The organism is Actinomyces sp. SKVG-SVH-4(1) (assembly GCF_048514265.1).
Taxonomy (GTDB): domain Bacteria; phylum Actinomycetota; class Actinomycetes; order Actinomycetales; family Actinomycetaceae; genus Actinomyces; species Actinomyces oris.
This window is the reverse complement of record NZ_JBGEVE010000005.1, coordinates 62,189-77,225: the sequence shown is the minus strand read 5'-3', so window position 1 is coordinate 77,225 and position 15,037 is coordinate 62,189. Positions and strand designations below refer to the sequence as shown.

Genomic DNA, 15,037 nt, shown 5'->3' with positions numbered 1-15,037 from the left:
GTGATCCCCGATCTGAGGGAAGGATCCCCCTTTGGCTGCCTCGCGCACCTCCGCACCCACTGCTGCTGACATCGCCGCTCGTACCGCGTCGCGTCGTATCAACTTTGCCAAGATCGCCGAGCCCATGCAGGCTCCGAATCTGCTCGCCCTCCAGACCGAGAGCTTCGACTGGCTCGTCGGTAACGAGAGGTGGCGCGAGCGGATGACCGCCGCCAACAAGGCACACCCGGGCTCCCTGCCCGAGACCTCCGGTCTGGAGGAGATCTTCGACGAGATCTCCCCGATCGAGGACTTCGGCGAGACCATGGCCCTGTCCTTCCACGACCACCGCTTCGAGGAGCCGAAGTACACGGCCGAGGAGTGCCAGGAGAAGGACCTCACCTACTCCGCCCCTCTCTACGTGGTGGCGGACTTCGAGAACTTCTCCACCGGTGAGATCAAGTCTCAGACGGTCTTCATGGGCGACTTCCCGCTCATGACCGACAAGGGCACCTTCATCGTCAACGGCTCTGAGCGCGTCGTCGTCTCCCAGCTCGTGCGCTCGCCGGGCGTGTACTTCGAGCGCACCACCGAGAAGGCCACGGACAAGTACGTCTACAACGTCAAGTTCATCCCTTCGCGCGGTGCCTGGCTCGAGTTCGAGATTGACAAGTCCGACCGCGTCGCGGTGCGCATCGACCGCAAGCGCAAGCAGGACGTCACCGTCTTCCTGCTGGCCCTGGGCATGGACGAGTCGGAGATCCGCAAGGAGTTCGCCGACTACCCGGCCCTGACCTCAGCCCTGGACGAGGACCGCAAGATCACCACCCAGGACGAGGCGCTCCTGGACATCTACAAGAAGATCCGCCCCGGTGAGCCGCCGAGCGTCGAGGCCGGACGCACCCTGCTGGAGAACTTCTACTTCAACCCCAAGCGCTACGACCTGGCCAAGGTCGGCCGCTACAAGATCAACAAGAAGCTGGGCCTGGCCTCGGACCTGACCGAGTCCACCCTGCGCATCGAGGACATCGTCGCGGCCCTGCGCTACCTGCTGGCCCTGCACTCCGGCGCCGAGACCGTCGAGGGCGTGCGTGACGGCGAGATCACCGAGATCGCCGTCGAGTACGACGACATCGACCACCTGGGCAACCGCCGCATCCGTGCGGTGGGCGAGCTCATCCAGGCGCAGGTGCGCACCGGTATGAGCCGTATGGAGCGTCAGGTGCGCGAGCGCATGACCACCCAGGACGTCGAGGCCATCACGCCGAACACCCTCATCAACATCCGGCCCGTGACGGCCGCGATCAAGGAGTTCTTCGGCACCTCCCAGCTCAGCCAGTTCATGGACCAGAACAACCCGCTGGCGGGCCTGACCCACAAGCGCCGCCTGAGTGCCCTGGGCCCCGGCGGTCTGTCCCGTGAGCGCGCCTCCATGGAGGTCCGCGACGTCCACACCTCGCACTACGGGCGCATGTGCCCCATCGAGTCCCCCGAGGGCCCCAACATCGGCCTCATCGGCTCGCTGGCAACCTTCGGGCGCATCAACCCCTTCGGCTTCGTCGAGACCCCCTACCGTGTCGTCGTTGACGGCCGGGTCACCGACGAGACCCACTACCTGACGGCCGACGACGAGGACCGCCACGTCATCGCCCAGGCCAACGTCGCCCTCACCGAGGACGGCCACTTCGCCGAGGACCACGTCCTGTGCCGCGTCACCGGCGGTGAGCCGGCCCTCGTGCCCTCCTCGCAGGTGGACCTCATGGACGTCTCCCCGCGCCAGATGGTGTCGGTGGGTACCTCCCTCATCCCCTTCCTCGAGCACGACGACGCCAACCGCGCCCTCATGGGCGCCAACATGCAGCGCCAGGCCGTGCCGCTCATCCGCCCCGACGCCCCGCTGGTGGGCACGGGCATGGAGCGGCGCACCGCCGTCGACGCCGGTGACGTCCTCGTGGCCGACAAGGCCGGTGTCGTCACCGAGGTCTGCGCGGACTTCGTGCGCGTGGCCAACGACGACGGCACCGAGAACGTCTACAAGGTCGCCAAGTTCCGCCGCTCCAACCAGGGCAACTGCTACAACCAGCGGGTCGTGGCCACCGAGGGTGAGCGAGTCGAGGTCGGCACGGTCCTGGCCGACGGCCCCGCCACCAACGAGGGCGACCTGGCCCTGGGCCAGAACCTCCTGGTCGCCTTCATGACCTGGGAGGGCCTCAACTATGAGGACGCCATCATCATCTCCCAGCGTGTGGTCGCCGAGGACATGCTCACCTCGATCCACATCGAGGAGCACGAGGTCGACGCCCGCGACACCAAGCTGGGCGCCGAGGAGATCACCCGCGACATTCCCAACGTCAGCGAGGAGACCCTGGCCAACCTCGACGAGCGCGGCATCATCCGCATCGGTGCCGAGGTCCGCAGCGGCGACATCCTCGTGGGCAAGGTGACCCCCAAGGGGGAGACCGAGCTGACCAGCGAGGAGCGCCTCCTGCGCGCCATCTTCGGCGAGAAGGCCCGCGAGGTGCGCGACACCTCCCTGCGCGTGCCCCACGGCGAGTACGGCATCGTCACCGGCGTGCGCGAGATCGACGCCGCCTCCGACGACGCCGAGCTGCCCGCGGGCGTCAACCGCATGGTGCGCGTCTACATCGCCCAGCGCCGCAAGATCACCGTCGGTGACAAGCTCTCCGGCCGTCACGGCAACAAGGGCGTCATCTCCAAGATCCTGCCCGTGGAGGACATGCCCTTCCTGGCCGACGGCACCCCGGTCGACGTCATCCTCAACCCGCTGGGCGTGCCCAGCCGTATGAACGTCGGACAGGTCCTCGAGCTGCACCTGGGATGGGTCGCATCCCGCGGCTGGGACGCCACCGCCGCCCGCGAGGCCGGCGAGGCCTGGACCGCCAACCTGCCCGAGAACGGCATCAAGGCCGAGCCCCGCACGCCCGTGGCCACGCCCGTCTTCGACGGTGTGCGGGACAACGAGCTCATGGGGCTGCTGGGCTCCACGCTGCCGACCTCCGACGGCCTGCAGCTGGTCGAGTCCAACGGCAAGGCCCGCCTGTTCGACGGCCGCTCCGGTGAGCCCTTCCCGTACCCCATCTCGGTGGGCTACATGTACATCCTCAAGCTCCACCACCTCGTGGACGACAAGATCCACGCCCGCTCCACGGGTCCGTACTCCATGATCACCCAGCAGCCGCTGGGTGGTAAGGCCCAGTTCGGTGGTCAGCGCTTCGGTGAGATGGAGGTGTGGGCCATGGAGGCGTACGGCGCCGCCCACGCCCTCCAGGAGCTCCTCACCGTCAAGTCCGACGACGTCAACGGCCGTGTCAAGGTCTACGAGGCCATCGTCAAGGGCGAGGACATCCCCGAGCCCGGCATCCCCGAGTCCTTCAAGGTGCTCATGAAGGAGATGCAGTCGCTGTGCCTGAACGTCGAGGCCCTGGACGCCGAGGGCGTTGCCATCGCCCTGGACGACACCGACGACGACGGCTCGCGCGCCGCCGATGAGCTCGGCTTCGACCTGGGCCGGCGTCCGGGCGGGGCCATGGCCTCCACGGTTGACGAGATCTGAGTGGCCACCGCCTGGTGACGACTTCGTGACAACTTCATCGAGCCCCGGTTGAGGGCGGGTGGCCCACCCGCCGCCCGCCCTCCCACCAGGCTCGCAGGCGCCGTCGGAGTCATGGAACAACGACGACGGAACGCCCCCAGACCACCACCTGATGAGATTTCACCATCGGAAGTAGGAACTGTGCTCGACGCCAACGTGTTCGACAGGATCCAGCTCGGCCTCGCCACCGCGGAGGACATTCGCTCGTGGTCCCACGGCGAGGTCAAGAAGCCCGAGACCATCAACTACCGCACCCTCAAGCCCGAGAAGGACGGCCTCTTCTGCGAGAAGATCTTCGGCCCCACCCGGGACTGGGAGTGCGCCTGCGGCAAGTACAAGCGCGTGCGCTACAAGGGGATCGTCTGCGAGCGCTGCGGAGTCGAGGTCACTCGCTCCAAGGTGCGTCGCGAGCGCATGGCCCACATCAAGCTCGCCGCGCCGGTCACCCACATCTGGTACTTCAAGGGCGTGCCCTCGCGCCTGGGCTACCTGCTCAACCTCGCGCCCAAGGACCTGGAGAAGGTCATCTACTTCGCGGCCTACATGGTCACCGAGGTGGATGAGGAGGGCCGCCACGACGACCTGCCCTCGCTGCGCAACGAGCTGGAGGTCAAGAAGAAGCACCTCGAGGAGTCCGGCCAGGCCGAGGTCGAGGCGCGCCAGCAGCGCCTCGAGGAGGACCTCGCCCAGCTCGAGTCCGAGGGCGCCGAGGCCTCCCAGCGCGACAAGCTCCGCAAGACCGCCGAGCGCGAGATCACGGCCATGCGCCGCCGCAACCAGCGCGCCCTGGAGCACATGGACAAGGTGTGGGACCGCTTCGTGAGCCTCAAGGTCGGTGACCTGGAGGGTGACGAGGTCCTCTACCGCGACATGGTCGCCGACTACGGCATCTACTTCAAGGGCTCCATGGGCGCCGAGGCCATCCAGGCCCGCCTGCGCAGCTTCGACCTCGAGGCCGAGGCCTCCGCCCTGGCCGAGATCGTCGAGAACGGCACCGGCCAGCGCAAGACCCGCGCCATCAAGCGCCTCAAGGTCGTCAACGCCTTCCGCATGACCGGCACCGCCCCGGAGTCGATGGTCCTGGACAACATTCCGGTCATCCCGCCGGACCTGCGCCCCATGGTCCAGCTCGACGGTGGCCGCTTCGCCACGTCCGACCTCAACGACCTCTACCGCCGCGTCATCAACCGCAACAACCGCCTCAAGCGGCTCATGGACCTGGGCGCCCCGACGATCATCGTCAACAACGAGAAGCGCATGCTTCAGGACGCCGTCGACGCCCTGTTCGACAACGGCCGCCGCGGCCGTCCGGTCACCGGCGTGGGCAACCGTCCGCTGAAGTCCCTGTCCGACATGCTCAAGGGCAAGCAGGGCCGCTTCCGCCAGAACCTCCTGGGCAAGCGCGTGGACTACTCCGGCCGTAGCGTCATCGTCGTCGGCCCCCAGCTCAAGCTCCACCAGTGCGGTCTGCCCAGCCAGATGGCCCTGGAGCTGTTCAAGCCCTTCGTCATGAAGCGGCTCGTCGAGCTCAAGGAGGCCCAGAACGTCAAGGCCGCCAAGCGCATGGTCGAGCGCGCCAACCCCAAGGTCTGGGACGTCCTGGCCGAGGTCATCCGCGAGCACCCCGTGCTGCTCAACCGCGCCCCCACCCTGCACCGCCTGGGCATCCAGGCCTTCGAGCCCCAGCTCATCGAGGGCAAGGCCATCCAGCTGCACCCGCTCGTGTGCGGCGCCTTCAACGCCGACTTCGACGGCGACCAGATGGCCGTCCACCTCCCGCTGGGCGCCGAGGCGCAGGCCGAGGCCCGCATCCTCATGCTGTCCTCGAACAACATCCTCAAGCCCTCCGACGGGCGCCCCGTGACCATGCCCAGTCAGGACATGATCATCGGCACCTACTACCTCACCTCCGACCCCGACCCGGCGGTCGAGGTCGAGCGCGACGCCGAGGGCAACGAGATCGTCCCGGCCTTCTCCTCCTTCGCGGAGGCGGTCATGGCCTACGACTTCGGCAAGCTCCACGTCAACGCCGCCTGCGACATCCGCTTCGAGGAGGGCATCGCCGCTCCCGAGGGCTGGCAGCCGCCCGAGGGCTGGAGCGAGGGCGACCCGATCACCCTGCGCACCTCGCTGGGTCGGGCCCTGTTCAACACCTCGCTGCCCGAGACCTTCCCCTACGTCAACTACATCGTTGACAAGAAGCAGCTGGGCAACATCGTCAACGCCCTGGCGGAGAACTACTCACGCGTTGAGGTCGCCGCCTCCCTGGACGCCCTCAAGGCCAACGGCTTCTACTGGTCCACCTGGTCCGGTATCACCGTCGCCTTCGCCGACGTCGTCTCCCCGGAGGCCAAGCAGGAGATCCTTGTTCGCTACGAGAACGAGGCCGCTGAGATCGAGGAGCAGTTCGAGCTCGGTGCCCTCACCGAGGACGACCGCTACGCCTCCCTCATCGACATCTGGACCAAGGCCACCGCCGAGGTCGCCGAGGCGATGCGCGAGAACTTCCCGCAGCGCAACACCGTCTACCAGATGGTGGTCTCCGGGGCCCGAGGCAACTGGGACCAGATCCGCCAGCTCGCCGGTATGCGCGGCCTGGTGGCCGACCCCAAGCAGCGCCTCATCGAGCGTCCGATCAAGTCGAACTACCGCGAGGGCCTGAGCGTCCTGGAGTACTTCATCGCCACCCACGGCGCCCGTAAGGGCCTGGCGGACACGGCGCTGCGTACCGCCGACTCCGGCTACCTCACGCGTCGTCTGGTCGACGTCTCCCAGGACGTCATCGTCCGTGAGGAGGACTGCGGCACCCGCAAGGGCCTGACCAAGCGGATCTTCTCCTGGATCGACGCCGGTGACGAGCGCATCAAGGAGCCCTCGGAGATCCTGGGTACCACCGTGTTCGGCACCACCCTGGCGCGCGACGCCATCGACGCCGAGGGCAACCTCATCATCGAGGCCGGCGCCGACCTGGGTGACGCCGAGATCCGGGCCGCCATCGACGCGGGCATCGAGGAGATCACGGTGCGCTCCGTGCTCACCTGCGACTCCAACGTCGGCACCTGCGCCGCCTGCTACGGCCGCTCGCTGGCCACCGGTAAGCGCGTCGACATCGGTGAGGCCGTCGGCATCATCGCCGCCCAGTCCATCGGTGAGCCCGGTACGCAGCTGACCATGCGTACCTTCCACACCGGTGGTGCGGCCGGTGCCGCTGACATCACCCAGGGTCTGCCCCGTGTGCAGGAGCTCTTCGAGGCCCGCACCCCCAAGGGTGAGGCCGCGGTGGCCGAGGCCGCCGGCACCCTCAAGATCGAGGACGACGCCGACGGCAAGCGCCTGGTCATCACCCGCGACGACGGCGAGGAGGACGTCATCGTCCCGGTCTCGCGCCGTCAGCGCCTGCTGGTGAACGACGGGGACCACGTCGAGCCCGGCCAGGCCCTCACCGAGGGCCCGGTCGACCCCAAGAAGGTCCTGCGCCTGCGCTCGGTGGCCGCCACCCAGCGCCACCTCGTCGAGGAGGTCCAGGAGGTCTACCGCTCCCAGGGCGTGGACATCCACTCCAAGCACATCGAGGTCATCGTGCGTCAGATGCTGCGCCGCGTGACCGTGCTGGACTCCGGGGACACCCGCCTCCTCCAGGGAGACCTCGTGGACGTCATGCACTACCGCGCCGAGAACCGTCGGGTCATGGCCGAGGGCGGCAAGACCGCCACCGGCCGTACCGAGCTCATGGGAATCACCAAGGCCTCGCTGGCCACGGACTCCTGGCTGAGTGCCGCCTCCTTCCAGGAGACCACGCGCGTGCTCACCGAGGCCGCTATGAACGGCAAGTCCGACCCGCTGCTGGGCCTCAAGGAGAACGTCATCCTCGGTAAGCTCATCCCCGCCGGTACGGGCCTGGCCCGCTACTCGGACATCGAGGTCGAGCCCACCGAGGAGGTCAAGGCGGAGGTCTTCTCCCGCGTGGACCTGGGAGACGGCGTCTTCGGCGAGTCCGTCGCCCTGGACGACTTCCACTTCGGTGGGGACCTGCGTGCGGACTTCTCCGACGACTTCCGCACCGGCTTCTCCAGCAGCGAGGACGTCGAGTTCTGATCGAGCCTTCACCGGGTCCACGGAACCTGAGGCTCGCATAGCGTTCGGCCCGCTCCCCAGCAGGGGAGCGGGCCGAACGCCGTCAGAGACCGGGCCTGGAGGAGCCGGGCTCGGAGGAATGGGGCTCAGGCACTGCGCATGGTCTCGCGGACACGGCCGACCCAGGTGAGCTTGTCCTCCAGTGATGCGCTCGCCGGGGTGTTGATCTTGAGGCCCTCGTAGACCTGGACGCCGTCGGCGGCCCGCATCGTGGCGGCCACCCTCTCCGGGGTGAGCCAGCTGGTCGGCTCGTGCTCGGCCAGCGGCAGGTGGGCGTCGGCCCACGCCCAGGCCCACTGCGTCTCCTCCGGTCCGGCGCCCGAGATCATGACTCCGCCCAGCAGGCCCGCCTCCACGAGCTCGCGCACGTGGCTCTCCGGGGTGGACGGGTCATGGGTCTCGATGACGGAGCGCCCCCAGTTGACGGTGATGAGAGCCGCGGTGTCCCGGCAGGCGGCGATCTCCTGGGCCAGCGTCAGGAAGGCCTTCTCCGAGGGGCCCACGCCGCCCTCGGCATCGCAGTGCTCCACGATCATCCCCAGGCCGCGGGAGGCGAAGTCCTCGCTCAGCTCGCTCAAGGAGGCGTGGAAGGCCTCGGGGGTGGCCTGGTGGTGCGGCGCCGAGTGCAGCTCCACCCGGGCGACGAGCCGCTCGCCCGCAGCCTCGTGCAGGCGGTCGACGGCCTCCAGCAGCGAGCGGGTGTAGGCCAGTGCCTGAGCGCGTCCGCCATCGTCGGGGGAGGCCAGTCCGAAGACGGGGTCGGCTCCGGCGCGCCCCATGGTGCCCGGGATCGCCGTGATGACGCACTGGTCGAAGCGCCCGGCCAGCTGCTCGGCCAGCCACGGCTCGGGGGCGTCCAGGGCCTCCCGGAAGGGCAGTTCGATGCCGTCGACCCAGCCGAGGTCGGCCAGCGCGGCGTACAGGGTGGCGGCACCGCTGCGGTCCTCGTCGTCGGGCGGAAGCATGGGGTAGGCGCCGACGACGAAGGGCACGGTGCGGGGCTGGGCGGGTGTGCCAGTCCGATTCTCTGAGGTGGCGGACATGGGGTCTCCTTGAGGTGCAGGGATCGTGCTACAGTGCGCGATACGTCAGACATCATATGACTGGATGTGCGGTGGCGCACCGTCGCGCACGGCACCGCCGGTCGTTCAACGCCGGCGGGCAGCCGTTGCCGGCACGAAGGAACTCCCCATGCTCTTCGACCTCAGCGCATCCGAGACCTCCCCCCTGAGCCTCAGCGAGCAGGATGTCGCCGCCCTGGCCGCCTGCGGGCGCGGCACGATCCTTTTCGACGTCGCCGCCCGCGCCGACGCCACCCTCATCGCTCTCACTGGCACCAACGGGCGGATCACCCTGTCGCTTCGCGCCGGCCGTCTCGACGGCGAGCAGGTCCTCGGCGCGGTCGGCCGTCCGGAGGGGCCCTCCGGAGCCGGGAGTGAGAGCGGTATCCAGCGCCGGGTCCTCGACGCCGAGGACGCCCTGGGCCTGGACGACGGCCGCCCCCACACGATCGCCGTCACCGTCAACGAGACCGGCACCCACCTCTACGCCGACGGCTACGAGTGCTTCTCCACGACGCTGACCGCCTTCCTCGCCCAGATCGGGCTGACCGAGGTGCGTATCGACCCCGACGGGATCGCCGCGGTCACCCGCCTGGCCGCCTGGGACGAGCCGCTCAGCGATCGCGCCGTCATGGCCCAGTCCCTGGCCGCCACCCCACTGGTCCAGTTCGCAGCCAGTGAGCTCTCCGACCGCGACGCCCGCCGCACCGGAGCCCTGGCCACCGGTTCCATCCGGGCGCTGCTGCGCACCCGGGGCCGTGGCCAGGGAGGCACCATCATCGCCGCGAGCGGCCAGGGCGGCACCTTGCACCTCGACATCGACGCGGGAGGTCTGAGCTACCGGGTGCTCCCCGGTGAGGACTCGCCGGAGACCGAGCCCCTCATTGAGGCGCGAGCCCCGGGCCACTGGGACGACGGGACCTGGCACGACGTCGTGGTCACCTCGGGGCGCGGCGCGGTGGAGATCCACGTCGACGGCTACCAGGTGGCCCTCGCCCCCGGCGGCGCCTTCCTGGCCGACATCGCGCCGGTGACGCGCGTCGTGGTGGGCGCCGACCTGGACGGCAGGCGCCTCTTCGGCGAGGCGCAGACCGCCATGATCTATGACGCCGCCCTCACCGACGCTCAGGTCAAGCGCCTGGCCGGGGCCGCCCCACTGTCCACGCGCGCCTTGTTCGACACCGGCTACCACGGGGCCCGGTCCTACCGGATCCCCTCCCTGCTCACCCTGGACAGCGGCGTCATCCTGGCCGGCGCCGACCAGCGCGTCTCCATCCCCAACGACGCCCCCAACGACATCAACCTCGTCATGCGCCGCAGTCTCGACGGCGGCGCCACCTGGGAGGAGATGCGCACCCTGCTCAGCCTCCCGGGCACCGGGGCACTGGGGGCCAGCCTCATCGACTCCGTCCTGGTCCAGGACCGCTCCACCGGGCGCGTCATCTGCCTGGTCGACCAGTTCCCCGGCGGTATCGGCCAACCCAACGCAGCCGTCGGTACCGGCTTCGATGAGCTGGGGCGCCGCGTGCTGCACAACCGCGCCGGCGAGCTCTTCGCCGTCGAGCCCGACGGCAGCGTCGTCACGGAGATCGGCGAGGCCACCGACTACCGCATCATCCTCAGCGGCGACGATGCCGCCGGGACCCGAGCTGGCGACGTGCTCCGGGGCGGCCGGGCGGCCGGCAGCATCTACCTCGCCCACGAGCATGCTCCCGAGGACTGCCTCTTCCAGCACCGCGGCTCCCACCTGCTCATGCTCACCTCCGACGACGACGGCGCCACCTGGTCCGAGCCGATCGACATCACCGCCCAGGTCAAGGCCGACTGGATGTGCTTCCTGGGAACCGGCCCCGGCAACGCCATCCAGCTGACCGCGCCGGAGCACGCCGGACGCATCCTCGCACCCGTCTACTACAGCCACGAGGCCGGCGGCACCGCCTACCTGTCCTGCGCCGCCATCTACTCCGACGACGGCGGGACCACCTGGACCCTGGGCGCCTCACCCAATGACGGACGCGAGGTGCTGGGCGCCGTCGTCCACTCCCGGGACCTGGCCGACGAGCGGGCCAGCCTGTACGAGTCCGTCCTCGTCGAAGGAACCGACGGCGCCGTACACGTGTGGGCCCGTAACCAGCACCCCTTGGGCAGAGTCGCCCACGCCGTCTCCCACGACGGGGGCGTCACCTGGGGGGAGGTCGACTACGACGCGCAGCTCCCCGAGATCTTCTCCCAGCCCAACGCCATCGCCATCACCGGCCTGGAGGGCGCAGCGGCCGTGGGGGACGGCGATGGCGTCAAGGGTGCGGTCGGCCGGGGGATCGTCTTCGCCAACGCCTCCCGGATGCTGCCCTTCCGCGGCTGCGGCGTCCTGCGCCTGAGCGACGACGACGGCGCCACCTGGCGCCACAACCGAGTCGTCAACCCGCGCCACTACGTCTACCAGTGCATGGCCCAGCTGCCCAGCGGTGACATCGCCCTGCTGTGGGAGCGCGAGTGGCAGGGGCTGTTCCTGACCACCGTGCCGCTGGCCTGGCTGACGAGCTCGCGCTCGACCATCAGCTGAGCCCGACCGGCCCCGCCGACCCGGGTGCCCGGCGTGCACGGGGCGGGGGAGAGGTGGGGGAGAATCGCCCCATGACGAGTCCCTCGCCCTCAGCCTCCACACCCCGCCGCGCCCCGCACGAGCTGCTGGGACTGACCAGCCCCGCCTACGGCGGCGACTACAACCCCGAGCAGTGGGACGAGGCCACCTTCGCCGAGGACCTCGAGCTCATGGCCGAGGCCGGCGTCAACCTGGTCTCCCTCGGCATCTTCTCCTGGGCGCGCCTTGAGCCGCGCGAGGGCGTCTACGAGCTCGACTGGCTGGTGGAGATCGTTGACCGTCTCCACGAGGCGGGCATCGCCGTCGACCTGGCCACCGCCACCGCCTCCCCGCCCGCCTGGATGGCCACCGACCACCCCGAGTCCCTGCCGATGAACGCTGACGGCGTGCGCCTGGGCATGGGCTCGCGCCAGCAGTACTGCCCCAGCTCCACTGTCTACCGGGAGCGCTCCGCCGCCCTGGCCGCGGCGCTGGCCGAGCGCCTGGGCGACCACCCGGGTGTCGTCATGTGGCACATCGGCAACGAGTACGGCTGCCACACCGCCGAGTGCTTCTGCCCCGCCTGCGCCCAGGCCTTCCGGGCCTGGCTGGCTGACCGCTACGGCGACGTCGAGCGCCTCAACGCCGCCTGGGGCACCGACTTCTGGTCCCAGCGCTACACGAGCCTGGAGCAGGTCGCCCCGCCCGGTGCCATGCCCACCTTCCCCAACCCCGCCCAGATGCTGGACTGGAGGCGCTTCAGCGACCACCAGCTGCGCAGCCTCATGGAGGCCGAGGCCCGCATCCTGCGGCAGCGCTCGACGCGACCGGTGACCACCAACTTCATGGGCGACTTCCCGGCGACCGACTACTGGCGCTGGGCCGAGTCCCTCGACATCATCTCCGACGACTCCTACCCCGACCCCGCCGACCCGGCCGCCGCCCACGAGGTCGCCTGGGCCGGTGACCTCATGCGGGGCCTGGCCGGAGGACGCCCCTGGATCCTCATGGAGCAGGCGCCCAGCGCCATCCAGTGGCGCAGACGCAACTCGCCCAAGCGCCCCGGCCAGTTCCTCCTGTGGTCCCTGGCCCGCGTGGCCCACGGCGCCGACGGCGTCCTGCAGTTCCAGTGGCGCCAGTCCCGCCAGGGGGCAGAAACCTTCCACTCCGGCATGGTTCCCCACGCCGGGCGAGACAGCCGCACCTGGGAGGAGACCGTGGCCACCGGGCAGGCGCTCAGGCGTCTCGGGCCGGTCCTGGGGGAGTCGGTACGGGCCGAGGCGGCCCTCGTCCTGGACTGGGAGAGCCAGTGGGCCCTGAGTACCGCCATCGGCCCGGTCGAGGTCGGCGAGCGCTTCGAGACGGCCCGCGCCTGGCACCGCAGCCTGTGGGAGGCCGGGATCGCCACCGACATCGTCCCGGTGGGCCGGAGCCTGGAGGGCTACCGCCTCATCGTGGTCCCGGCCGTGTTCATCGACCGCCCCGAGCTCGCTGAGCACCTGGAGCGGGCGGTCGCCGCAGGCGCCCAGGTCGTGGTGGCCGGCCCCACCGGGGTCGTCGACGCCAACGCGGGAGCCGTCCTGGGCGGCTACCTGGGATCCCTGCGGCCGCTGCTGGGGGTGCGGGTGACCGATCATGCCGCCCTGACCGGCCCAGTCGGGCAGGCTGATCCCCGAGGCGCGCTCGTCAACCGCCTCAGCCGCGCCGTCGGGACTCCCGCCGCCGAGACCTGGACGGGACTGGAGGCCGTCAGTGAGCCGCTGCGCCGGGTCCTGGACCGGATGGGAACGCCCGCCCCCGATCTGCGCGCCGGCGGCTGGGCCGAGGAGCTCCGTGCCGACGAGGCGCCCGAGGAGGCGGCTGAGAATGCTCAGGCTGGTCAGGGCCGGCAGCCGGTGGAGGTCGTCGCGGTCTTCGACGGGCGCGGCGGGGGAGTGGATCTGGCCGGTCGGCCCGCCATCACCCGGCGGTCTATGAGCGGGGCAGGAGCGGGCTGGTACGTGGCCGCCGACCTCGACGCCCTCAGCCGCGCCGCACTGCTGACACTGGTGTGCGCGCACGCCCGGCTGCGACCGGTGGTCGCCGACCTGCCCGACGGCGTCGAGGCCCAGCGGCGCGGGGACGTCCTCTTCCTGCTCAACCACTCCGACCGGGCCGCCGAGGTGGCCGGAGTCGTGGGCACCGACCTGCTGAGCGGCCAGTCCTGCACGGGCCACGTGATCGTGCCCCCACGCTCAGCGCTCGTGGTGCACGAGAACACTCGGTGAGTCCTCCTTCCGGGGCCGAGGCACCTCGTGCCGGTAGCCTCGGTGGCGTAGCCTCGTGGTCGTAGAGACCCCATCGTTACCCCTCTGGCAAGGAGCCTCATCGTGTCCCGTCCTCTCTCCCGTGGGCCGCAGTTCGACGACGACGCAGCGACGGACGCGGCTGTCGAGCGCACCGAGCACATCGACCGCGGTCGGCCCACCGAGCGGATCGACCTGGCCCAGATGGAGGCGCAGTCGGGGGCAACGGAGGCCATCGCCATGCCGCCGGGGGACGAGGGATGGGGGTACCTGCCGCCGTCGACGTCGACCCCGCAGCTGGCCGCCTCCCCGGACCAGCGCAGCCAGTACACCCAGGTCCTCCAACCCATGCCCGCGGCGCCGCAGACGATGGCCATGGAGACGCCGCCGGTCTACCCGGCTGAGCCGGTCCAGCCGGTCTACGCCACCCCCGAGCCCGCACGGCCCATGGTCTCCCAGGTGCCAGTGCGTGAGACCTGGGGCGAGCCCGAGCCGGAGCCCCCGGTGGAGCTTCCGCGCCCGCCTGAGCGCCGTCGTACGGCCGCCCTGCCGTTGGGGACGATCATGGTGCTCGTGGCCTGCGGGGCCCTGGGCTGGGGGACCTACACGCTGCTGAGCACGCTGCACGTCTTCGAGATCCTCTCGACTCAGAGCTGGACGCCCAACTGGGCTGCGATCGGCGCCGTCGGCGGTGGCGCGGTGCTGGCCTTCTTCGCCTTCCTCGTGTCCTGCTCGGCGCTGGCCAGAGCCAAGCCGAAGGGGCCTGCCGCCCTGCTGGTCCTGGCGGCACTGTTCCTGCCCCTGGTGGCCACAGGAGCGGGCGTCTACTACGGGGCGGGCGTGCTTAAGACGCATACGCTGGCCGAGGCGGAGAGCTTCTCCGGCCAGCTCAAGGTCGGCAATGTCGACCAGGCCCTCAAGGCGCTGCAGTCCGGAGTCTCCTTCCCCGGACGCGACGACCTCATCAGCATCCTCAACACGGTCAAGGAGAAGGCCGCTGAGCAGGGTGTCACCTCGCCGGACACGGACTCGCAGGGGACCGACCAGTCCGGGGACCAGCAGGACGGCTCCCAGGACGGAAGCGGTCAGGAAGGCGGCGACGGCCAGCAGGGCGAGGGCGACTCGGCGGGCGGCGAGGGCTAGAGCCTCAGCTGCGGTAGGACGTTGGGCGCACCGAAGGCGGCTCTGCCCGTGCTCATCCGCGGACCGCGCGGATCGCATGTCAAGACTGGGTGACGAAACTGGTGCACGGCCGGTTTCCATGGGGTAGAACTGCCGTGTTTGATTCCCTATCGAAGGCAGCCCTGTGTCTACCAGCAGTTTTCCTCCTGATCCTTCGCATGGCACTGGTGAGGCTCCTGTCCCCGCGCCCCCGATGACGTCG

The 15,037-nt window shown here is 70.0% G+C and carries 6 protein-coding genes; 5 read left to right on the top strand and 1 reads right to left on the bottom strand.

The genetic code is table 11. The annotated features are described in order from the left end of the window. The first annotated feature begins 31 nt into the window (after positions 1-31). Positions 32-3,553, top strand: coding sequence for a DNA-directed RNA polymerase subunit beta (gene rpoB / locus AB7V09_RS06100; protein ID WP_009407433.1), 3,522 nt, complete (start codon positions 32-34; stop codon positions 3,551-3,553). Between the two features lie 180 nt (positions 3,554-3,733). Continuing rightward, positions 3,734-7,687 (top strand): DNA-directed RNA polymerase subunit beta', encoded by a 3,954-nt coding sequence (locus AB7V09_RS06095; RefSeq protein ID WP_009407052.1) that lies wholly within the window; start codon positions 3,734-3,736, stop codon positions 7,685-7,687. 125 nt (positions 7,688-7,812) lie between these two features. On the opposite strand, the gene AB7V09_RS06090 is transcribed toward AB7V09_RS06095, so the two are convergent. Further along, positions 7,813-8,769: a DUF4862 family protein gene (locus AB7V09_RS06090; RefSeq protein ID WP_419143233.1), complete on the bottom strand. Its 957-nt coding sequence runs from the start codon at positions 8,767-8,769 to the stop codon at positions 7,813-7,815. Positions 8,770-8,917: 148 nt separating this feature from the next. On the opposite strand from AB7V09_RS06090, the gene AB7V09_RS06085 reads away from it, so the two are divergent. The 3 genes from AB7V09_RS06085 (at position 8,918) to AB7V09_RS06075 (ending at position 14,796) form a co-directional block, all read left to right on the top strand. Further along, positions 8,918-11,350 (top strand): exo-alpha-sialidase, encoded by a 2,433-nt coding sequence (locus AB7V09_RS06085; RefSeq protein ID WP_419143232.1) that lies wholly within the window; start codon positions 8,918-8,920, stop codon positions 11,348-11,350. Between the two features lie 71 nt (positions 11,351-11,421). Beyond that, positions 11,422-13,635, top strand: a complete 2,214-nt coding sequence (locus AB7V09_RS06080) for a beta-galactosidase (RefSeq protein ID WP_419143231.1) — start codon at positions 11,422-11,424, stop codon at positions 13,633-13,635. Between the two features lie 102 nt (positions 13,636-13,737). After that, positions 13,738-14,796: a hypothetical protein gene (locus AB7V09_RS06075; RefSeq protein ID WP_419143230.1), complete on the top strand. Its 1,059-nt coding sequence runs from the start codon at positions 13,738-13,740 to the stop codon at positions 14,794-14,796. Positions 14,797-15,037: the final 241 nt, after the last annotated feature.

What these genes read in the sequence shown, in the direction of transcription:
- AB7V09_RS06080 (WP_419143231.1), top strand. Translation starts at nt 11,422, where the DNA reads ATGACGAGTCCCTCGCCCTCAGCCTCCACACCCCGCCGCGCCCCGCAC.
- AB7V09_RS06085 (WP_419143232.1), top strand. Translation starts at nt 8,918, where the DNA reads ATGCTCTTCGACCTCAGCGCATCCGAGACCTCCCCCCTGAGCCTCAGC.
- AB7V09_RS06090 (WP_419143233.1), bottom strand. Translation starts at nt 8,769, where the DNA reads ATGTCCGCCACCTCAGAGAATCGGACTGGCACACCCGCCCAGCCCCGC.